Annotated in this window: 13 protein-coding genes; all 13 read right to left on the bottom strand. The window is 31.9% G+C overall.

What is annotated here, in order from left to right:
- Window positions 1-6: 6 nt before the first annotated feature.
- The gene (locus ACU68U_RS01760; protein ID WP_282924714.1) at window positions 7-1,074 is read right to left on the bottom strand and encodes a Gfo/Idh/MocA family oxidoreductase; all 1,068 of its coding nucleotides are present in this window, start codon (window positions 1,072-1,074) and stop codon (window positions 7-9) included.
- A complete protein-coding gene (locus ACU68U_RS01755; protein ID WP_282924715.1) occupies window positions 1,075-2,145 on the bottom strand; it encodes a hypothetical protein in 1,071 nt (356 codons plus the stop codon).
- A complete protein-coding gene (locus ACU68U_RS01750; RefSeq protein ID WP_446762595.1) occupies window positions 2,142-3,572 on the bottom strand; it encodes an acyl carrier protein in 1,431 nt (476 codons plus the stop codon). The genes ACU68U_RS01755 and ACU68U_RS01750 overlap by 4 nt, the downstream gene beginning before the upstream one ends.
- 13 nt (window positions 3,573-3,585) lie before the next feature.
- On the bottom strand, window positions 3,586-5,034 hold the full coding sequence (locus tag ACU68U_RS01745) for a condensation domain-containing protein (protein WP_282924717.1): 1,449 nt from the start codon (window positions 5,032-5,034) through the stop codon (window positions 3,586-3,588).
- Between the two features lie 3 nt (window positions 5,035-5,037).
- Window positions 5,038-6,105, bottom strand: a complete 1,068-nt coding sequence (locus ACU68U_RS01740; protein WP_282924718.1) for a Gfo/Idh/MocA family oxidoreductase — start codon at window positions 6,103-6,105, stop codon at window positions 5,038-5,040.
- The gene (locus ACU68U_RS01735; RefSeq protein WP_446762594.1) at window positions 6,105-12,260 is read right to left on the bottom strand and encodes an amino acid adenylation domain-containing protein; all 6,156 of its coding nucleotides are present in this window, start codon (window positions 12,258-12,260) and stop codon (window positions 6,105-6,107) included. Before ACU68U_RS01735 ends, ACU68U_RS01740 begins: the two co-directional genes overlap by 1 nt.
- Window positions 12,261-12,276: 16 nt before the next feature.
- Complete coding sequence (locus tag ACU68U_RS01730; RefSeq protein ID WP_282924720.1) at window positions 12,277-13,872, bottom strand: AMP-binding protein; 1,596 nt, start codon at window positions 13,870-13,872, stop codon at window positions 12,277-12,279.
- A complete protein-coding gene (locus ACU68U_RS01725) occupies window positions 13,869-14,564 on the bottom strand; it encodes a 4'-phosphopantetheinyl transferase family protein (protein WP_282924721.1) in 696 nt (231 codons plus the stop codon). Before ACU68U_RS01725 ends, ACU68U_RS01730 begins: the two co-directional genes overlap by 4 nt.
- Window positions 14,551-15,306, bottom strand: a complete 756-nt coding sequence (locus ACU68U_RS01720; RefSeq protein ID WP_282924722.1) for a thioesterase II family protein — start codon at window positions 15,304-15,306, stop codon at window positions 14,551-14,553. The genes ACU68U_RS01725 and ACU68U_RS01720 overlap by 14 nt, the downstream gene beginning before the upstream one ends.
- Before the next feature lie 409 nt (window positions 15,307-15,715).
- Complete coding sequence (locus tag ACU68U_RS01715; RefSeq protein WP_282924736.1) at window positions 15,716-16,087, bottom strand: metal-dependent transcriptional regulator; 372 nt, start codon at window positions 16,085-16,087, stop codon at window positions 15,716-15,718.
- A 94-nt stretch (window positions 16,088-16,181) separates the two neighbouring features.
- On the bottom strand, window positions 16,182-17,099 hold the full coding sequence (locus ACU68U_RS01710) for a single-stranded DNA-binding protein (RefSeq protein WP_446762593.1): 918 nt from the start codon (window positions 17,097-17,099) through the stop codon (window positions 16,182-16,184).
- A gap of 23 nt (window positions 17,100-17,122) precedes the next feature.
- A complete protein-coding gene (locus ACU68U_RS01705) occupies window positions 17,123-17,380 on the bottom strand; it encodes a hypothetical protein (protein ID WP_282924724.1) in 258 nt (85 codons plus the stop codon).
- The gene (locus ACU68U_RS01700; protein WP_446762598.1) at window positions 17,367-24,446 is read right to left on the bottom strand and encodes a helicase-related protein; all 7,080 of its coding nucleotides are present in this window, start codon (window positions 24,444-24,446) and stop codon (window positions 17,367-17,369) included. The genes ACU68U_RS01705 and ACU68U_RS01700 overlap by 14 nt, the downstream gene beginning before the upstream one ends.
- Window positions 24,447-24,692: the final 246 nt, after the last annotated feature.

The following is a 24,692-nucleotide window of genomic DNA, read 5'->3' as shown; positions in this document are numbered from 1 at the left end:
ATTTAATTATCTCCTTCCATTATTGTATAAAGAGTGTATATCGCAGAATTGTTTAAATGTTTTTATATTTTCATCAGTAATCTTTGCATATCCTGCTGCATCTTGTAAAGTTTTCCAGTTTTTTGATACAATTAGTTCCCTATTAACTCTACTGCTGTTCATACGTGCATTGATAATATAATTCTTTGCTTCTAAAATTTCTTTAGTAATAGCATCTATCCATATTTGACTATATATATCATTTATACTTAAGGGGTACCCTTCAAATAAATTTATATATGCTAGCTCATCCTTTAGATAATTGTTATAATTGTTGAACTTAACATATGATCGCGGTCTCCATGAAACACACCCATATGTATCATTCAACGATAGAGTCCCATCAGTAAAATAAAAATCTATTTTATGCATAAGATGCATATTATAATCTGGATACTCAGGATTAAATCTGTTATTATATTCTATATTTATGGGAATATCCCCAAGTTTACCGTACAATATGTCAAATGGCTGGGTACAGGAATCCCATTCGACTTTTTTAATATCTAGCTTGCCATATGCACCCGCCATTATTAATATATCAATGGCTGTATACGATACCTGCACAGAAAAAGAAGCATTTATATATAATAGTTTGGAAAGTTTCTTTATAGCTTTAGAATATTCAATAAAACTTCGTATATTCTCAAAGTGCGAGAATATGTTTGCTGTCATATAAACAACTCTATTGTCTAAAGCTAATTCCAAGCATGTTCGTTGATGATTATAATATACTGGTTGCTCTTGAATAACATTGATTTTTTTATTCAAAAGTTTGTGACATATCTCCGTACCTTCTCCTCCAACCCCTTCTGATCTCAATATTACACAAGCTAAATCTATATCATCAGGTAAATCCTCTAAATTTGTATAAAGTGGTATGTTATATTTATCTGCCAAATTCTTAGACCTGACACTTCCCTTTGCAAAAATGCCAGAAATTTTGAAATCTTTGCTATTTCTGTTTATTGCCTCTACATAATATGATCCAAAAGTAGATCCACATACTATAACATTTAATACATTGTTTCTCACTTATATTTCTCCCTCTGATACTCTAATTTCTGAAAGTGATGTATCGTCAATAATCTCATAGTATAGATGTTTATTTACCCTCAATAGTATATCTAATATTTTATTAGACTCTCCAAACGACAACATATCAAATATCCCATGCATATTATTTTCCTTAAGTAGCAATATTGCAGTTGCAACAGCTACAGAAGATGTTATTTCTAAAGAGGAATCGCCTTTCAAAATCATGCATTTTTTTAATATGTGATTACTAAGTACTCCTTTTATATCAAGCAAAATGCAACAATTTGAGTCTATGTTTCTTGTATCTTTTTCAGACGCTTCAATGAGTTTTTTTATATCGTTTTCTGAAGCTGCCTTTCTAAATTTTCCATTCATCAAAAATCTATAAGTTTCTCCTTCAGGCATGCAGATACTAAAACTTGCGTTTTTTAAACCTAATTTTCTGCTAAGTCGTAATGTTCTGAAATCCATATATGATATCATGTTTAAATTCATTGCAAACATATTAAATTTTTGGTGAATTTTTTGTTTATCTATAACTTGTAATTTTCTGTTTTTTATTTCAGTCATTGGATAAATGTTTTTGCCATTTATATAATTCAAGTATGATTTAGCTGATGAATATGAAAATTTGTCACATACGACATAGTACAAAGCTAAGTCAGTCACGTAATCAAATTTTTGGGAAATTATGACTGGAAGAGCTTCTGATAGACCAGGAGAAACTCCTACTCCGTGACATATTAATGATTTATTTATTTCTGGTAATTCAATATCTTCGTAATGTGTTAAATCAACAAGCTTTCCGCCAACATATTCTACTGCCTCCAATAGATTTTTAATACCTTTCTTATTAGAATAGGAACAATTTATAATAGAGTCACAATTTTTTACAAACTCAAAGCAAGATTTTTTATCAGATAAATCTATATAGCAAGAATTCTTGAAACTATTGTTAAGTGGCTTATTATTTCTAAAACTAACTTTAATGTTTTTAACGCCATAATTTGACAATAGTTTATAGCATAAGCTTCCTACATCGCCGTTTGCACCGATTATGCCAATCATATTTCTCCCTCAATAATTTCATCACTGTTATATTCTTTTTCTTCAATTAAGGCTAGCATATCCTTAAAGTTAGCATTAGAAAATATATCTGAAAGACTTAGGTCAAAATCAAATTCCTTTTTTATGCTCAAAATTAATTTTGTAGCAAGTAAACTATCCCCTCCTAATTTAAAATAATTTGAATTTTCATCTATTCCTTTTTGAATTCCTAAGTTATCTTGCCATAATTTACTTAATTTCTCTAATTTTCTATAATAGTTATTTATGTTTTTATAGTTTACTTCTTGAAGTTCAATTTCTTTTGTGTGAGGATCTATATTTATTTTGTTTAAGTCAATGCCATCATTTAATGTAACAACTATACTATCTTCCATAAGGTTGTTATTCTTTAAAAATTTTTGTATTCCAGACTTGAAATCACTTTTTATTTTTATAGATGCACAGAATGTATCATCTTTAATTGATATATTACTCTCAGCAGCAATGATATCCATGCTTTTAAAAATTGTTTCAAGATAATTTATATTGTAAAAAAATTCATTGCGTGTTTTATTATTTATACATAAGTATTGCTCTTGAAAAAATATAGCTAATAGCACTGAAATCGGATCCATATTAATAAAATCCGTCAAATACAAAATTCCATTTTCATTTAAAGTCAGACTCAATAAATTAATCGTTAATTCAATATCTTTAAACTGATGACCTACATTTGCCATAAATAGATAGTCATATTTTCCAACCATTTCTCCGGAAATAGAATCGCCTAGAAACTTCCATTTTGAAAAATTAATATTCTTATATTTTTCTTTTAAGTAAGAGTTAGTTAATGAAGTCCCACCTATTAAATCTACTTGCTCTACTTCGTTAAGGTTTTTTAATAACCATTGTAAAAATACACCTTGCCCAGGATTTACTATTCCGACTTTTCCTGCACCCTTTGCAATGGTTGAGTTGATTTCTTCAACAACTTCTTTATAGTATTCTTTTATATTAGAATTATTAAAACTAATAGCCTCGGGAGATATTTTTTTATCTAACAATAAGTAGTATTTATTATCATTATCTTCTAAAATATCTATAAATAGATTTACTTTCTCATTTAATGTTTTCATTAAAGAATTGCTTTCTACTTTTTTATTTAATAATTCGGTCTCCTTGAATCCCATAATATATTTTTCCCAATAATTAATGATTCTGCTGTTTCTTTCATCTAAGTTTATGGATTTTTCATTTACTTTGAAGAGTAGACTTTTTATAAATTTCTTAACAATATATGTTCTATCTTGTATATGCTTATCTTCAATCCCTTTTATTGTTTCTAAATGCAAGCCGTTATCATCTTGTTTCATCATTAAAGGTCTAGCATATATTAAACTATCTTTTTTCTCACATGGCACACGTATAAAGTCGACCTGTTCTTTCATATCAATCTCCTCCTTAAAAATCTCCCCCACAGACTTGAAATATGATTTGTTTATAATTTTCTATAATTTTATTTATGTAACTATAGTCAAATAGTTCCTTTATATAATCAAATGAAATTTTCATCTCGTTATCTATTATTCTTACATGATGATCCAATATAACTTGTGGTGTTTGACTCAAAGAACACTCTTCTTTAAATCCATTTAAAATTGAAGTATAGTTCTCGCCAATCATACATGTCATAACAATTGGGAAAAACCTTTCTTTTCCTAACCCTGTTTTCCTTGCTTTATTTAAAATATTTACTCCATCATAAGCTCTGAATTCAAGTATTTTAAATATTTGATTCTGAGTATTTTTTACTGCTTCTATGAAATTATCTTGCTTATCTATGTATTCAATCAATCCAATATTGGTAAATTCGCCTAAAACATCATCAATATTACTGTTTAAAGGTAGTTTTCCAAATATCGTAATATTTATAGATAAGTCTTTTTGACGACTCAGGTCTGATAAAACTTTCATATATACAGTCATTACAACAGATGTTAGTGTAACTTTTTGAAGCCTAGAGTATCTTTCAAGTGCGGTTACTATATCTTTTTCAAAAGTATATTCTTGTCTAACAAATGTCGTTGAATCAAGATCTTGAAAATTTTTCTTATAAGCTAATTTCGGACCGTCACTAATATCCAAGATCCTGTTTTCCCAATACATTTCTGCTTTTTGGAGTGTTTTTTGGTTTTTTATCCTATAACTTTCAAGATCATGAATATAATCTTTATAGTCATATTTAGCCTTTTCCAACTTTTGCCCCGAATATATATTGAAAAGATGATTGATTAATTTTCCAGCACACCAGGCATCCAATATTGAGCAATCAAAGCTAAAGTGTAAGATATCATCAGAGTTATTGCTTTTGCCAACTATAATAGTAAACATAGGCCAGTAATCATAACCGTATATTTTACGAGATAAATTTTCTCTTGCATTTAATTTGTCCTCCTCCCTAGCTAGATTATATGTTTGAACTTTATATTTAGGCATTTTATTAAGTATTATTCCTTGGCCTGTTGACAATATTATCATTCTAAGAGCGTCATTTTGTTGTATCAAGACATTTATAGCATTTTCTAATTTTGCTACATCAATATTTTCTTTCGAAAATTCAATGTAATAATGTGCATTTACTTTATTTAAAATTTGATTTTTTGATTGCCCTGCCATATATGCCAATTGCATCGAACTTAAATCTACATAATTATCTTTTATATATAGTAGGAAATTAGAAATCTGTTCTTTATTGTTCTTAATCTCATTTAAAACGTCATGCGATATAACAGATTTTTTAATTTTATACTTAAGGTTTTTTTCTTCCATGTAAAGACAAATACCTTTTTCTTTTAAACTTTTTAAATAATTAAATACCTGCAAATCGTTAAGTTTTTTAATTTTTCCCATTCTTCACCTCAAAGAATTTAAGCCTTTTATGTGATTGGTATACTTTACATCAAATTCAACTAATTTAGGAAATTTAATTTCCTTGCTTAAATCGCTCCATTTTTCCGAAATTAATAACTCTCTTTGTAAATCTAATATATTCATCTTATGATTTATTATTTCTTCAATAAATTCATCTATCTCTCTTTTTATGGATTCTGGAAATGTTTTTTCCAATAGATAAGAATATCTTTCTACTTTTTCATCAGTTAAAATCAAGTTCATTTGCATTAATGTATCGGTTCGCTTATCTCCAATTTGATATGCCATAGCGTCTGAAATGTTCATTCGACTTCTCCAAATTACAGCTCCAAAAGTATCATTAAGTTCTAGCCTTCCTGAATTAAAGAAGTATATAATCCTATGCAACAAATGCATATGATTATTATGATCTTTATCGGAGACTTCATTATGAACTTGTATGAGAACATCTGATCTTCCATTTGAAATTCTGATACTATTAAATGGATATCTTTGAATACTTTCAAGTTTTTCTACTGTATAGTTTCGAGGATTGTTAAGCGATTTAGTTAAGATGGATGAAAGACCATATAATCCTTGAGAAGACGATAAAACGCTCCCGTATAGAAATGTATCGTGAACATTAAGGTAATGGCTTGCTTCGCAAAACTTTTTTATGTTTTCTAAATATGGATATAAATTACCAACTTTATAAAAAACATTATTTATTCTAGCTATTTTATAACATTCGGAAATTTCATTATGGTTTATTGGATGTTCTTGCATTACATTGACTCCCTTTTTTAAAAAATATTTAGAAATCTCTGTTCCTTCTCCCCCAAGAACCCCTGATTTTATTACAACGAACACAATATCAATATTATCAGGAATAGCATCTAAATCAGTAAACAAAGGTACATTATAAACTTTTGAACAATCTATGGATCGCATACTACCTTTTGCATATATTCCTACAAGCTCAAGATTATCGTTCATGCTTATTGCTCTCATATATAATTGTCCAAAAGTAGACCCACAAACGATTGCCTTTAATCTCATATTTTCCTTCATTATTCTTTCTCCAAGTAATCACTAATTTTTAATACGGTATTATATATTGTTGAGTTTTCTAAAAATTCGCCAAAGTCAATCTGATAGTTATATCTTTCTAAGATTTTATTTGAAAGTTGAATCATATTCAGGGAAGTTCCACCTAAGGAAAAAAAGTTATCTTCAATCCCTATCTCATCTAGTCCTAATACTTCTCTCCATAAATTTTTTACTTCCTTTTCCAGCTCGGCGTTATAAGGGTGTTTTTCGTTTGTTTTATCTATCTCTTTTTTCTCACCTAGGTTTCTTTCTATATAGATAGGCTCAATATTTTTCTTATCCGCAACATTTTTGTCTTCATTATTTAATTTTAGATTTCTATTCAATTTAGTAAAATCTTTAATTCGCTTTGTTTCATTAAGGGAAAACTCTTTAATCATATTTACGTAATTCTTAAAACAATCATTCACTTGCGCGCTATCAAATAGCCCCTTAACATAGTCCCACACTAATAATAAGTTTCCATCAATTTCCAAAACTTGATGATCTAACCATATTTGCGGAGTTTGGCTTAATCCAAAATTCAGATCGCCCAGAAAGTCTTGATTACGGCTGCTTTTTATACCTAGGGTACTCGTAAAAACTATCGGTGCTATAGTTTTTAATTGTTTCTTTCTTCTAATTTCTCTTAAGAGATCTATAGTGCTATATGACGAATATCCCATATCTGTAACTAGCTGCTTCTGAATTCGTTTTGCATTCTCAATAACGGTGATATCTTTTTCTAATTTTATTTCAAGTAAATTTAGATCTGTAAAATCCCCCATTATATTATGAATTTGTGGGTGGACGTCTTCCTTTATAAATTGAGTCATATTTATAAGAAAACTCTCTTTATTGCTATACTCGCTTAATATAATTGAAAACATAGAAAGTAATAATGCTGTCGGTGTAATCTCATTCTTTCTTGAAATGTTTTTAATCTTTAACCAAGTTTCTCCTTCAATTACATCTTTTTCTCTAGCAAATTTTTGAAGAGAATTTTTATTTTCTTTGTTCATAAAAGTTAGCTTGGGGGCATCAGGAAATGAGTCTATTCTATTTATCCAATAAGATTTATCGCGTTCATAATTAACTCTGTCGTTCTCTCTTTTATACAAAACATAGTCTCTGAATGTTACGTCTATGTTTTCTTGAGCAAAGGACCCATCATATCTTGATTTTATCTCTTTAAGAAATTGAATCATACTGATTCCATCAAGAATTGTATTGTCAATCCCTATAAACATACGGAATCTACTCTCTGTTAGTTTTGCAATTTTAAAGTCTATCGTCGGGAATTTACTTAAATCTATAACTCTATGCGATAGACTTTCTCTAATATTTAACAAAGCATCTTTACACTCTTCATAATCAAGCCCACTTAAATCGTTGATATCTATTAAAAAATATGGTACTTCTTTCAAAATTTGTTGTTCGCCACCCCTTAATATTATTGTTCTGAGAGCAGGGTTAAAAGCTATGGATTCATTTAGCAATTTTTGAATTTTATTTATATTTAAATTTAGACAATCAAACTCAAAATAACAATGAGTGGATACATCTCCTAAATCATATGCCCCTTGCCTTCCAATCCAATAAGCCATTTGAATATCTGTTAACGGGAATGGTTTATATAGATTTTCTTTGTCTGGAACTATACTTTTAAAGTTGTTACTGTTTCTATCTGTTTGATTTTCATCAATGTATTTTGATAGAGAAGCTACTGATGAGTTTTTAAAAATATCTTTAATGGAAATTTCTATTCCAAGTTTATTTCTAACCTTTCCAACGATGGTTGTTGCAGTTAATGAATCTCCACCCAAAGAAAAATAATTATCATTTATGCTTATATCTTCTTTGTTTAAAGATTCTTTCCAAATGTTTAAAAGCAATTCTTCTCTATCGCTTCTGACTTTTGTTCTTACTTCTGCGCTTGTCTTCAAGCTTCCCTGATCGTTATATGAATTCTTTTTCAATCTTTTTCGATCCGCTTTACCGTTTTTATTTAATGGAATTTCGTCTACATTATAAAAATAAGTTGGAACCATATAATTCGGAATCTCTTCAAATAAATATCTCTTAAGATTGTCAAAAGAAACCTTACTATATTTTGTTTTTTGGATAATAAATGTATTAAAATTTGCCTTGGTTAATTTTTCTGCATTACTTTCATACAATGTCTCATTATTACCTACGTCTATATTAAACTTTTTATTACATTTAAAGTTTTCTTTATCTAGTATATTTGCAGTTATTAAGGGAAGTGAATTTAATATGTTAATCTCATTTCCAAGCAATAATCCTTTTGGCTTTACCAAACTTATTAGCTCTTTCAATCTTTTCTGAGGATTGTTACTTCTATGAATTGAATTTAACGTAATTACCACATCAAAATAATCTTCTTCTAAAGAACTCTTTAAATCATTTTTAAAAACCACATACTTAAACTTGCTGCTTTCTTTAAGATTTGACAGCCCTTTCTCGAAATAGATAGAATTGTCAACATAAACATATTCATCAACAAAATCTTTACACTCATTAAATAATTCTTCTGTTGTTTCTTCGTTCCTTGTGGAATACTCTAGAACTCTTAATTTCTCATTAGGATTCTTATCTATATAGTTTTTTAAAGTTTCTATTATACTTTTTATGGACTCCTCGTAACCTGTAAGGTTTCTAAGTAACTTTGTTAAAGAAAACTTATCATCTTCTCTATAAAAAACCTCTATAGGGTCTTTATTGCCTTTTAAAATATCCAAAAACTCAGGTTCTAACTCCTTTGCAAATCGTTCAAACGATTGTACGTGTTCTGAGTTTACAGTCCATTCTGAAACAGAATCATTCTTTTTGTATCTTCCGTTGTTGCTCATTAAATAATTAAATTCTTCAAGTTCTTTAACCCATTTTTCGATTATAACCTTGTTTGAATCTGAACAATCCACTATTCGAAATATTTCCTCAATTGAATAACTTCTCTTTGAGAAGTCAATATCATAATCTCTAAAAATATCTATGATGGTCTTAATGACAATTTTGTCTATTTCCTTGTTTTGTAATTCTGTCTCGTCTATTGAAGTTGTTTCCGGCTTTACTATAAAAGACAAATCGTTATTTATTAAATCCGAACAATCAACCACCTTATTTACACTTAAATTACTTTTTACAAAAGCAACTAGATGCTTACTTCCACCTCTTTCAACAAAATCAACAATTGCCTTGTCAACCCCATCATATTTTCTAATAGCATCCTCAATTTCTCCCAGTTCTATACGATGCCCTTTAATCTTGACTTGTGTATCTTTTCTGCCTAAAAATTCAATTGTACCATCGTTCCAAGTTCTTCCATTGTCCCCAGTTCTATACCATCTAATCCCGTCTTCTTCAAAATATTTTTTCTTAGTTAGCTCTTCATCGCCATGGTAGCATTTAGCTACTCCAACTCCGCCAATTAAGAGTTCACCTTTCACATAGTTGGGGCAAATTCTGCCCATCTCATCTACTACCTTATAAACTTGGTTTTTAAGTGCTTTCCCATATGGTATAGAAATCCATTTCTCAGGTATTTGTCTTGGTAAATTAAGATAATTTGACCAAATAGAAGCTTCTGTTGCACCGCCCATGGCTACAACAACAGAATTTTTATAATCACTTATTTTGTAAAACCTTTCAGGTAGATTTATGGCAATCCAATCGCCTGAAAGCATGACAACTCTAAATGGCAAGTTTATATTTTTGCCTTCAGCCATAGTTACTAGCATGTCAAATAGTATGGGTACAGAGTCCCATATCGTTACCTTATAATCATTAATCAATTTTATCCATTCGTCTGGATTTCTATAATTATCTTCACTTGTTGTTACTATAGTGCCACCTGCATGGAGTATGCCGAAAATATCATAAACTGAAAGATCGAAATCAATGGCTGATACCATAAGCACTGTATCTTTGTCATTTATTTTATATTTTTCATTCAAATCTACACATGTATTTATGGCACTGGTGTGCATTATCTCAACGCCTTTAGGGACTCCTGTCGTTCCTGATGTCATGATAATATAAGCACTATCATAAGGACTTATAGTTATTATCTTTTCTAACATTCCTTCATTAGATATTCCTTGGTCAAAATCTAAAACTGTTACGTCTTCTTCTTTTAAGGAGCATTCTTCGCTAGTTCTTAAATCACTAATAATATGTTTAATTCCAATTTGAGAGTAGATTTTACTTCTTCTTTCGTTTGGCTGTGTAATTCCAATAGGGACATAAGCCGCCCCAGCAAAAAGAATCCCAAATATAGCTACAATTTGTCTGCTTCCCCTTGGAAGTGTTATTCCTATATAGTCCCCTTTTTTTACTCCATTTTTAATCAAATAATGCGCTATTTTTAAAGACATCTCGTAAAGATGTTTGTATGTTAGCTCCTCTCCGGTTTCAGAATCTATAACAGCGAGTTTATCAGGATTTCTATTTACATTTTTTACAAAACCGTCATATAGAGTTTCATCAGGAAACTTTAGAGGTAAAATGCTTTCTACATCCTGCTTTCTTATTTTTTTCTGATTATCAGGAAGTACATCTACCTTATTGCTCCAACTTGATTCATCTGTTAAAGATTTCAGAAGAGCATTCAATGACTCAAACATATCATCAAGTACTCCTTCTGGGAAAAGCTCATCTACTGAATCCCAACAAAGAATCAAATTACCATCATTTATGTAGCTTTGAAAATCCAGCCATACTCCTGGCGTTTGAGAAATCATGTACTCTATCCTGCCTAAATTGTTTCTCAATATTTCTGTTTCAAGGGGATAGTCAATATTGCACGCAAAAACAACAGGTGCCACATTGACACTTGATCCTTGGATTTTTGATATATCTCTTTGAACCTGAACGCCATTATATAAACTATGGGAAGCATTTTCTAAAAATGTTTTGTTAGTTCTTTTTAATGTTTCTACGAAAGAATCATCCTTTAATGTTTCATGCTCAACCAATAATAATGTTGTGAAATCCGCAACCATGTTTTTAAGGTTTTCGTTTTCAAGGTCTCTATTGAATAGAGGAATGTTTATAAAAAATTTATCTTGATTACACCATCTTTCTAAGACTAATGTGTAACAGGTTAAAAGTACCATTGATGGAGTGGTTTTATATGTGGCTGCTATTTCTTTAATTTTCTCCCAATCTTCTCTATCAATAATTCTTTTTCTTCTTGTAAATCTTGTTTCTTTAATTTGTTCAGGTTGTGTTTTGATAGGAAGATTTGGTCTCTCTATTTCAAAGGAATTAATTTTAGCTTCCCAAAACTCTTTGTCCTCCTTATTTTTCTTATTTGATTTTTCAACGCTATTAATATAATCAACAAAAGTTAGCTCATTTAATATCTCAAGGTTCAAACCTGAATAAATCTTCGATAATTCTCTAAGTAATATGCTCACGCTCATTACATCAGCAACAAGCAAATCTATATCAAAAAATATCCTGTGTTTGCCCATAGGAAGCAAAGCGAGTTTGATATCAGCAACCTGTCCTTCTTTGACTTTTAGTTTTCTGTGAGACATATTGTTTCTTATATTTTTGAGTTCAGCCTTTACTTCTTCTTCATTATTTTCAGACAGGTTAAAAACCTCTATGCTTTTACTATATAACTCTTCTAAAATTTCTTGATGTCCATCGTCTGTAAATCTAGCTCTAAGCATTGGATGTCTGTATTGCAGAATGTTCCAAGCTTTATTCAACTTTTTAGGATTAATTCCTTCACCATCAATCTCAAAATATAGATGGCAACTAACTCCTTGAGAATCTCGTCCAATTAAATATGCGTACTGAGTGTCCGTCAATTCAGATCTTTGCTTCTTCATAGCTCTTTGATTTATATCCATTAGATTTAAATCAATTTCCGTTTTTTCTGCACTTTCGATAATTAATTTCCAGTTAGATAATGATGGATTTTGCATCAGTTGTCCAAAAGATACGGCCAAACCTTGTCTTCTTAACTTATTCGCAATACTCATTACATTTATAGAAGATATTCCTAATTTGACCAAATTTTCAAACTCATTAATCTCTTTAATAGACAATAATGAACAAATATCACTTTTTAATTTCTCAACAATAGAATTATTCTTACACATAATTTAGCACCTCTTATTAATCATACATAGCCAGCTTCAATAGTTCTTTCTTATTAATTTTTCCTGTCCCCGTCAATGGCCACTCTTGTAATTTTTTTAGCATATCAGGCATTTTGAATTCAGCTAAATTCTTTTTCTTAAGAAATGAAATTAAATCAATTAAATCTATGTCTTCGTTTTTTTTAAGTATGAAAACACAAATTTTTTGCCCTAAAATCTTATCGGGTACGCCTATAATTCGCACTTCAGCAATGTCTTCTCGTTCAAGTAATAAATTCTCCAATTCTGAAGGATTGATTTTCTCTCCGCCTTTATTTATAATCTGATCCAATCTTCCAGTTATTTGATAATTTCCGTCTGGCAATCTTCGAGCCCTGTCCCCAGTTTTAAAATATAACTCTGAATCAATGAGCTTATTATTCTCGAATTCATTTAGCTTGTAATATTCATAGATAGTATAGGGTCCTCTTATGCATAGTTCTCCAAATTCTCCGTCAGCAACACATTTACCTTCCTCGTTAACGATTTTAGCATCATCGTAAATCGAAGCGGGTTTTCCTTGCGTATAATGCCTTATTTCTACCTCATCATCTGCTTGAGTGCAAGTAACAAGCCCTTCCGTCATGCCATATAGCTGGGAAATTGGACAACGAAACTTATTTTCAATTTCCTTTGCATTTCTCCCATTTAAGACTGAACCTCCAATTTGTAATACTTCTAATGTTGAATTTTCAAAATTTCCATGTGCGAGGTATTCAATGCATAAATTAGCCAAAGTAGGAACTAAAGCTGTAACTGTTGGTTTTGTATATTCTATTTTTGACAATATTTCATCAGGACTAGAGGTTTTACACAAAATTATTTCTCCTCCATAGTAAAATGTACCTATGATTCCTGGATATGCTAAAGCAAATTTGTGAGATATGCTTAGAGATACAAGATATTTTGTTTTTGATGAAAAGCACAGTCTATTACCTATGTCCCTTGCCGCACAAAGCAATTCACAGTCTCTGATTGGAATTAACTTAGGAGTATCGGTAGTTCCACTTGACAGTAGTAGCAGGCAAAGAGTTTTGTAATCTAATTTTTTCTGCTTTAATTGATCTATATTATCGTTTAATATTAAAAAATTTTTATACTCTTGACTATCGCCAAGAATATAAACCTCAATGCTATGATGTAATTCTCTTCTTATGTCACGAATCATGTCCACATATGAAAACCCCAAATACTTATCCATCGATATATAAGCTTTTGCTTCTGATTTTTCGATAATTCCCTTTATTTCATTTTTTCTATGAGCTGGTAGACTCAATACTGGTATCACACCTATTTTGAACATGGCAAACATTATTACAATAAACTCATAGCAGTTAGGAAGTTGCAATACGATTTTATCTCCAGGCTTAAAACCCACCTTCAAAAGTCCATTTGCACATCTAATGGACGATGCCTCCAGATCTTTGTACGAGTATTCCTTTTCATCATCTACTACAGCTATTTTGTCTCCATATTTGTTTGCACACTCACTTATAAACTCACCTATTGTTATATGCTCCCAGACATTTTCATCATAGAATTTTTCTAACTTTTCTTTTAACTCTATATTCATATTTCCTCCGATGTACAAAGCGCACCTACATAATCTTTAAATAATTCAATGGGTTTTAACGTTTTGACTTTTTTAATCTTTTTATCTCTGATTTTTATCAAACTCTCATCCGCATAAAGTATTTCTATTTCTTTTGGGTCTCTTAATAGACCGCTGCCTTCCCATTTTAAGTATGCTTCTTTTGCAGTCCAATACTTAAAAAACAGTGTATGTTTATTTCTAATTAGATTTATTTCTTTTTCTACAAAACACTCTTTTAAAATATCTTGAAAGCTAAATCTTTTATTGATTTTTTCTACATCTACACCTATTTCTCTTTTTGAAAATCCCGCTATCACACATCCATCTGTATGAGATATATTAAATTTAATCCCTTGCGGATTTTCTATGAAAGGCTTGTTGTTACTGTCTCTTTGAAAGTTAAGATTTTCAATGTCGGCTTTAAGAATTTCTTTAAAGGCGATGTTTACAATGACTCTGGATATCACAAAATTTATCTTTGCAATTTCAGATACGTAAGATTTCGATCTTTTTATTTCGCTCTTACTTAGCCATCTCTCAAGATCTCTAATTTTAATTTCATTTGTGTTAGCCACAACTAACATGACGTCATAAAAATAGAATCTTTCATCTAATTTTCCAAACTTATAAAAGTCATCTTTCGTTAAAAGTTCAATCTTATAAACTTTCATCTAAGCCAACAAATTCTTTTATAGCTTCTATTACGTTATTCTCAGAAGTATTAACAAACATATGCTTACCTGGAATATATTTATACGAAAAGCTTTTAGTTGTATATTCCGACCATTTCAATAACTCATCCAACTTCATTTCTTCGTCAATGTCCCCCATCAAACCAAGGATGTTGCTATCAACTTTTTCATATTTTTTATCTTGATAATCCTCATCTATAATAAAATCTGCTCTTAGAGTCGGAAGAAATATGCTAATTAGATCTTTGTTATCTAAAATTTCATCTGGTGTTCCGTCATATCTTCTTAATCCTTCTATAAATCCTTCATCATCAAGGTGATATATAGGGTTTGGCTCCTTGTAACAAGGCGCACGACCAGCAGATATAATTATTCCTTTGGGGTTTGGTAAGTCGCTTTCTTTTATCCTTAATGTCAGTTCATAAACAATCTTTGTACCCATGCTATGACCAAATAGATAGTATGGTGTTTGGGTATCCAGGTTTTCTCTTAAACTGTAAAATAGCTCATACACTAACTCCTCTATATTGTCTATTGCTCTTTCTCCGAATCTAGATTCTCTTCCAGGGTATTGAGCAACATAAACTCCTATATTGTTAAATTGATCTCCCCATTTTCTAAAGACAGAGACACCACCTCCGGCAAAAGGAAAGATAAAAAGATTAGCTTTTTTGTTTTCCTTATATGTATCTTTATTAATGCATTCAAACCACTTTGACATATCACACCTCTTTGCAAAAATTAACTCTCTGTTAAAAGGAGTTTTTGTTTATTTTGTGTTAGCCACACCTAACTCAATCACATTATACTATAATTGATACTTAATATCAATACTTTGTTTTGTTGTACTCTCACTAAAACTTTTTCATTTTCTAAAATTTACAAGTAGAATATCTCATGTTTCAGATTTATATTGAAAGATTATTGGATAAATAATCTTTTGATTAGGTACAGAGGTTTTTTCTACTTTCATTATGTGTAGTAGTTATGAGTAAGTTTGCATACAGTAACTTGCATCAATAGCTTTCGCTTTTTTATGCTTTTATTAATTTTTTATATTTTTTATTTTCTTTCAATAAAAAAACAAGGCACACGTGAAGATTCCCTCACATGTACCTTGTTTTAAAATCTTAAATTTTATTGACAAAATATTTTTTAATTTTTTGAAAGCTATCTTCAGAGATTATATGTTCGATTTGGCACGCTTCTTCCTCCGCTCGTTTTTGCTCGATTCCAATTTCAATTAATAGTTTTGTCAAATAAAGATGCTTTTCGTATATGCCCTTAGCTATCTTTTCTCCTTCTTCTGTAAATCGTACTATTTTATCTTCTTCATAAAGGATATAGCCCTTGTCTACCAGCTTTCTTAACATCTGATGAACAGTTGATCTGGCAACCTCTAGATAGTTTGCAATATCAATGCTTCTAACTTCTCTATGGTTTTTATATAAAATGTAAATTGCCTCTAGATAATTTTCTTCTGCAAATTCCCTGTGTACTATTGAGAACCCCTCCTCTCAAAATTCAAATATACATGATATTATAGTTTTATTTCAATTATTATGATTATATATCTAAGCCATAAGATATATTTTATCAGATTTCATTTTCTTTTACCTTATTTTTTCTTTCCCCTTTATTATTTACCTTGGATTTTTCTTTAAATTTATTCATATTTCCAATCACCGATTCTTTCTTCTTTTCTTTTAAAATTTTCACTCCATAAACTTTAAAGTTTTCATAGCTTTTTCCTTCTTTAGATTGTGACACTTGCATCTTTCCTAAAAGAGAAACAAAGTCTCCCTTCTTAAGATTTTCAACTTTTTCAATTTTATTATCATAAGCATAGCAGTTAGTAAATTTTACATTCCCATCTTTGTCATTACTGGCTATAGAAAAGGAGGCCACTTTAAAGTTTCTCCCGTCTTTACTAGTATGTTCTGAAATTTTGGGATCATCCGTCAAATTCCCTGTAATACTTTGGCTTTCTTTTTCTTTTTTTTCCTCTGGCATATTTTCTTTCTCCTTTGAAACTTTATTATCCTCTTTGTTTATAGGACTACTAACCCTTTCTTCTTTTTCTATCTCTTGACTTTGCTCATTTTCTAATGAATAATCATCAAGATATTTTGCAAAATTATCGTCAATTAATCCCATAATGTCATCGTTCATATAATTGTCATAAGCGTTTTGTAGGGCTTCTTTGTTTTCAATCCCGCTTTCAATTGAAACCATGGCCTTTACAAAGTTCTCATAGCTATTGTCCATTAAATCAGAAAGCAAGTCTTTCATTTTTCTAAAGTCGTCAATCTTGACTAAAGGTACTTTATCTATTGAATCGGCAGATCTTCCTCCCTGCCATTCAAAGATACCTTTCTTTTCATTAAAGTCTATACCTCCTACCACTACAAACTGATTGCCTGTAAATAGTGTGGCTCGATTGTCTTCAATATCTAAAACAATAGTGTTATCAGATAAACTGGTCCTTATCGTATCGCCTTTCTGTAAGTTCATTATTTCCTCCTCTTTTGATTTCTTTACTGGTTGATTTCATTAATCCTTATTTCTATATCCTTGCAAATTTCATGAATAAGGTTTTTATTTTCTAATTCAATCCAAATATCCTGTATTATTTTAAAACTCTCTTCATTTAAGACCTTAGCTATTACTAGCTTAATGTCCATATCTTTAAAAACCTTCTCATTGCTCCTATCTAATTTTTTAATTTCTTGTTTGAATTTTAGAAATTCTTTTTCTCCTTTATTAATTCCTACATCTTCTTTACAAGGCTCCACGAACGCCCTCCTCTCTGAGTTGGGATTCTAAATTTTGTGATTTTTCTTTCTTATTATCTCTGTGCTCAATTTGTTCTTTATACTCATTATACTCATTAATTTTTTCTAGTATTGAGTTCTTATTCCTATCTTTTTCATTCAAGTCTCCGATTTCCTGTACCTGATTATCTCGAAAATCAGCATCATATCGGTCTATTACTCCATCTAAATCCATGTCCTTAGAAAGGGGGTCATAGAAATTGCCATTATCATCTATTTCAAGACCTAAAACACTTTTAAGATTCTCCTCATCTACATAGACAAGTTCTTGAAAATCCCATAGACCTATATGAGCAGCTATTTGGGCTAATTCCTTAGTGCTACTGGCATCTTCTGGGTCAAAAGTAAAGGCTTGGCTGTAAACTAAAGTGTTGTCTACATATTGATTTAATTTGTAGTTTTTAAGGTCAAGCGTGGTTTGTATCTCATGGTTTTCATCTGGTGTAGTCGTATAGGCTAGGCCAATATTTTCTATGTCAGGAAAGAGCCTATCAAAATCTTCTACTGTGTTTTCCTCTTCATATTCTCTATTAAGAAAGTTTATTATTTCTCCCTTTACTTCATCAAGCAAAGGATCTGCCTGTACCTCTGCCTCCCTTTGACCTAGGTCTAATAATTTATTAACTTCCAAGAGTCTAAGGTTTTTCTCCATGAGCAAATCTTTTTGTGGAAAGTCTTTCTGGATTTCAAGTTTCGCCGTTTCAAGTTGCTTTTCAACAGTATCTAGCTTGGTCTTTGTGTCTTCCAGTCTTTCAGGAAGCTTATCCAAGATATTGTCTAGTCTGGTTATATTTCCCAGGGTATCCGTACCAAATTCTCCATAATACTTTCCTTGTCCTTTAACAATCGCTGTATAGGAATTAAAGAAGGAATTATACTTACCATAGATCTCAAAGTTTCGATAATCCGCTAACTTTTCTTCCTTGTCTTCTCCCACTTTTAGAGATTTTATTTTCTGTAAAAGTAACTCCCCAGCTCGTTTCTTGTCACTTTCTTTGACCCCATCTACCATAATAGAAGTAAACTTATTTTCGCTTTCATTTAATTTCTCTGTGTTTGAGATGTCCTTGTTAATATGTTCTATTTGAATTTTTAGTTTTTCTATCTCCTTGGGATAGTCTTTATAGACCTTATCTTCAAGCTTGTATCTATTGGTTTTAAAATTGGATTCCAAAATTTTTAACTTAGATACTTCATTATCTAAATCCATCTTTTCCCTAATTAGAGGATTGCCTGTAGCAAGGGCTTTGATTTCAGCGTAATTTAGGGTTGCCTCATCTACATCTTCTGCCACTCTAACAGGGGTTTTACTGGTCATGATTTGAGAAATATATTTTTGTTTATTTTCTAGAGTTTGGAATAGATAGGCATCAAAAGTATTTTCTGTAACATAACGAAAGATATGCACTTCTTTATTTTCATTGCCCTGCCTTACTATTCTTCCCGCCCTTTGCTGTAAATCAGCGGGTCTCCATGGTATATCAAGGTCATGAATGGCGATAAGCTTGTTTTGAGCATTGGTTCCTGAACCCATTTTTTGAGTTGAGCCAAGAAGGACTCTTATTTCTCCCTTTCTTACCTTGTCAAAAATAGCGTCCTTTTCTTTGTTGTTTTTTGCAGAGTGTATATATTCTATCTCTCTTTCAGGTACACCCATATCCATTAGCTTTTTCTTAATATCATCATAAACATTAAACTCATCAGACCTTGGTGTGGACATATCGCAAAAGATAAGCTGAGTTGATCTTTGATTCTTATATTTATCCCAGATGCTAAATGTGTTTTTCACACAGGTATTTACTTTTGAATGTTCATCGTCTGGTAGCAATGGATTCATAAGCCTTTGGTCTAAGGCTAGTTTTTTCCCATCTCCCGTTATTTTTAACATATTGTCAACAGTTGAATCCACCTGCTTGTTTCTTACCTTGTCAGCCCTTTCAGAAAGGCTTTCCAATATAAGCATTTGTTCTTGGCTTGGCTCCGTCTTAATGGTTTCATAGTGGGCTTCTGGTACTGGTAAATTTAAAACATCTGAAGTCTTAATATCTGCAAATTCCTTTACCGTATTCATAAGTTCTGGAAGGTTGTAGAACTTGGCGAAACGAGTTTTTGCTCGGTAGCCGTTGCCCTCAGGAGCAAGTTCTATGGCGGTTATAGTTTCCCCAAAAGTAGAGGCCCAAGAGTCAAAATGATTTAAACCCATTTCCTTAAGCCTGTCATATTGCAAATATCTCTGCATGGTATAGAGTTCTGCCATACTATTACTAACTGGCGTTCCTGTAGCAAAGACAATCCCCTTATTGTCGGTGATTTCATCCATATAGCGACATTTCATCAACATATCTGAAGACTTCTTAGCATCGGTATTAGATATGCCCGCTACATTTTGCATTTTTGAAAATAAATAGAGATTTTTATAAGCATGGGCTTCATCTACAAAGAGCTTATCAACACCTAATTCTTCAAAGGTAACTACACTATCTTTTTTGTAGTCATCATTTAATTTCTTAAGTCGGGTTTCTAATTTTTTCTTGGTCTTTTCTAATTGCTTAACGGTAAATCTTTGGTCTCTATCCCTTTTATATTCTTCTATATAGTCCAATATTTCATCAATTTGACTTTGGATTTCATATTCCTGTCTTTCCTTAGACATGGGAATTTTCTCAAATTGGGAATGGCCAATGATGATGGCGTCATAACCGCCAGTCGCTATACGAGCACAAAATCTCTTTCTCTTAGCTGGTTGAAAATCTTCCTGAGTAGCTACAAGGATATTTGCCGTTGGGTAAAGTTGCATAAACTCCCTGCCAAACTGCTCTGTAATATGGTTGGGAACTACGAATAGAGACTTATTATGAAGCCCCAGTCTTTTTCCTTCCATGGCAATACCTATCATTTCAAAGGTCTTTCCTGCTCCCACTTCGTGGGCTAGTAGGGTATTACCTCCGTAAAGACTTCTGGCAATAGCATTTTTCTGATGAACTCTTAACTCAATTTCAGGATTCATTCCCTCCATGATTAAATTGCTTCCATCGTATTCCCTAAGTCTTGTGGAATTAAAAAGTTCATTGTATTTATTAACCAGTCGATTACGCCTATTTGGTTCTTCAAAAATCCAATCCTTAAATTCGTCCTTTATGATTTCTTGCTTCTGTCCGGCTAACATGGTTTCTTCCTTGTTTAGAACAGATACCTTTTTCCCATCTTCTTCAAAGCGATCATAGATCTTTGTCTCTTTTAGATTTAACGTATCTTCTATCAGTCGATAGGCATTAGCCCTACTTGTTCCATAGGTTAGATTGGCAAGGTCGTTGGATTTATCCGAACTTTTACCCTCAACTCTCCATTCTCCCGTTACTTCTGTATATCTCAAGTGGATATTATATCTTTCGTAACCTGGTGTCTTTAAAAGATGAAACATAAACTCTTCATAAACTTCAGGCTCTATCCAAGTAGCCCCTAAACGAACAGAAATTTCCCCCGCTTCCAAGGCCTTAGGCATAACTTCTTTTAGTTTTTCTTTTTGATAGTTTAGCTGGTTGAGTTCCTCTCTTAAGGCTTCTTTTTCCTCTAGACTGTAAATAGTGTAGTCCGAACTTATGGCAACCTTGTTTCTTTCTTCTTGAGAGAGTTCTTTTTCGATATTTTCTATATAGGAATTTAAGACGTCTATCTTTTTTCTAATATTGCCACTCAAATATTCATCTGCCGTTACATAGGCTCTAGCAAAGTCATCATCTTCCAAGGCGGTTTTAAAGGGGTCTAGATCTTTTGGATTGTAGCTGTCAAGGTTTAAAAAGATTTCCCCTCTTAAATCATTTATAAGGGTCTTTCGATCTTTACCTGTCAAATCTCCCATATAGGGGAAGTTAATATTTCCCATATTGCTTACAGATAGGATTAGAGCATCTTGACTATTGTCCACATGGTCAATAACTTGTTGCTTTTTTATCGTCCTCTTTGTAAAGATGTCGGACTTGCCGATAAAGTTTCCCTCTTTATCTAGGTTCTCAATGGAAGATAGGAGGGAGTAATTGCTGTCTTCCCTAAATAGCCTTGAGTTTTCCCTACTGTTTAATCTTCCGTAGTCCTTATTAAACTCATCATAAACCCTATTTAACTTAGCTTGAGATTTTTTTATTTCTTCATCTGTGAAGTCATATTTTTGGCGGTCAATTAACTCTCTTAGAGCATCATTTACAGTTATATAAGCCTTAACCTTATTTTTATCCTTCTCACTTAAGGTTTTTTCAAACATCAAGGATTGCTCTCGAAAATATACCTTGTCATCAATTAGGGTATAGGAAAAATTCTTGACCCTATCATCTGCCGGTAGGGTTTTTGCCTCTTGGAATACTTCTTCCCTTTCCATTTCCTCATAGGTCCCTTCAATGTTTAAAATGGCTTCTTTTAGCTTTTCTTTTAAGTTGTCTTCTGTATCAATACAGGTTAGTGTCTTGCCAAAAGGTCCCGATACTTCCTCCATTTTTCCCATAATCATTTCAGGGTGTTCTACAAAATACTTGTTATAGGTAAGGCCTTGGTTATCTGTTTCTAAACTCTGCCAGTCTTCGTCTATCTTTAAGAGCCTATCCCTTTTCTTCAAAAAGATAATGTCTGAAGTAACCTCTGTTCCTGCTTCTCCTTTAAAGGTGGTGTTGGAAAGTCTTATAGCCCCTAGAAATTCCGCCCTTTCTGAGATGTACCTTCTTACATCTTCATTCTTTTTATCCATGGTGCCTGAAGAAGTGATAAAGGCGATTATACCTCCATCTCTTACCTTGTCTAAAGTTTTGGCAAAAAAATAATCGTGGATGAAGAAGTTGTTTTTCTCATAGTCACGATCATTTATCTTATATTCACCAAAGGGAACATTGCCTAGGGCAAGATCAAATAGATTATTGGAATAATTAGTTTCTTCAAAGCCTTTAATTTCTATATTAGCTTTTGGATATAGAATCTTGGCAATATTTCCTGAGATGGGGTCTAACTCTGTGCCATAGATTTTTGATTTTTCCATACTTTCTGGAAGATTACCTATAAATCTACCTGTGCCCAGGGATGGCTCTAATATATTTCCTTCTTTAAAGCCCATCTTGGATAGGGTGGAATAAATACTTTCTATAACAAAATTTGGTGTATAAAAAGCGGTAAGAGTGGAAGCTCTGGCATCTTCGTATTCTTTTTCTGTGAGATTTTCCTTTAAGAAGTTCCTTGCCTCTAGCCACTGTCCTTCTTTTTCTTCGTCAAAGACATCTGCCAAGCCACCCCAACCTACATAGCCTGCCAAGATGTCTTTTTCTTCATCACTAGCTGTTCGACCTTCTTTTTCCATCGTCTTTAATAAGCCTATGGCTTGAATGTTGTTTTCTAACCTTTTTGACGGTGTTAAAGAGATTTCATCTTTACTGGTAACGATCTTGTAGTTTTCTTTATCGGTTACTTCTTCAATACTTTCAGAATCTCGATTTTTATCCGACTTTTCTTCCCTAGTTTCCTCTTTCTCTACGTTTTTTATTCGTTCTATAGAATCAAGGCTTTTAGCTTGAACTTCTTGTCCACCAGGTCCGATTAGGTCCTTAAAATCTAACTGACTTATTTCCTTTTCTGGCTCTTTTAAGATTTTAAGCTTTAAATCTTTTTCTCTGCCATAAGGCAAAATAACATTATTTTTAATAAAACCACCAAGATATTCTTCATTATCCTTTAAGGTCATCGTATTGTAGTCTTCATATTTTTTAATATCTGTAATGGTGTATTCTTTGCCGTCATAGCTAACTTCCATGCCTAGCTTATAAATAGGCTCTAGATCTTCTTCCATTTCTTTAGCCTTCTCTACTTGTTCATTTAAGTAGCCTTGAAGAAGGACTTGCCTGTGATCATCATCTAATAAATAGGGCAGATTATCAAGGATCTCCTTGTAGGAGTCATAAGAAATAGCTGTGTTTTCAGAAATAATATAGTCCTTCCATTTAAGGACCTGCTTTAACTTCAATTCTTTCATATCTAGGGCAAGATCTTCTGTATAAGCTCCCTTTTGTTCTTCTTGGGGAAGACTTTTCGGTGGATTGAGTAAGTTTTCTTCCACATCCACATGGTCTAAAGTAAAGATTTCTCCTTGTGGGTCAAAGGAATAGACCTGATGATCTTCTATCTCTTTTTGAATAAGCCTTGAGATGATTTCTTTTTTATCCCTTATGCCTTCAATAGCTTCTTTAATATCCCCTGTAAGCTCAAATCTATAGTTTACTTCATTGTCCTTATTAATATAAGCAAGAGACTGATAGGCTCCGTTTATTTCAAGGTTTTTATTGGAAACATAAATATCATTGGAATAGTCTGGAAACTGCTGGCCAAATGATGAGATATAAAAATCTATCCCCTCTATTTCTTTTGTTACTGTATCCGTCTCTATTTCCCTTAGACCTTGGTTTTCAATATAAAAAAGATCATTTAAATCCATAAGATTTGTATCTTTCATTTCTACGGCAAGACGATCAAATAGGGCATCAATCTTTTGGCTATCTTCAAAAGTCTCTCCCTTATATAGTGGGTAAACTTGGCCTTTAAGATTGTCCTCTGGATAGACCCTTCTGTCATCAGCGATAAGCTTAATATCTTTAAGCTCTTCCCTATCTACAAGTCCATAATATTGGCCGACCTTTACAGCTATGGTGTCTAACTGGGTTTCTTCCCCTTGCTCGTGACTCTTATCTTCAAGAAATTCTCTAAATTCATCAAAACCATTTACAATATCATCATCTATAATTTCCCTTGCCTTATTGACAATAAGATTAGGAACGTCCTCGTATTCCTTTTGACTTTCTAGAAGATAGTATTCGATACCATTTATTGTTTCTCTATCTTTGATATAGAAGGTATCATTTATTCCTTCTAGGACGATGCCGTCCTCTATATAATCTAAAGGATAGGCCTGTTGAATCTCGTGAGCGATTCTTATTAACTCTTCCTTAAACTCGTCGTCTATTTGATCATCATAGAAAACCAGTCGTCCGTTTTCTTCCATATAGGCTAGGGATATTCCATCTACATAGTAGGTCTTGCTTCCATCAAAGCCCTGTTCAATATATAAACGGTCGTCTGTAGCAGGTAGATCTTCTTCACTTTTAACCTTTGTCTCTACTTTTTGTTCTTGGTTTTGACTTTCTATACCAATTTCTTTTTTCGCTTCTAGGTATTGGCCTTTTGTTATTAAATTAGTAATCCTTTTTGCTGCTTCGTTCCAATTAAGACCAATAGAAGGAGCGAACTC

It is taken from the genome of Finegoldia sp. P3-F-LR (genome assembly GCF_052932165.1).
This window is presented reverse-complemented; position numbering and strand designations above follow the sequence as displayed.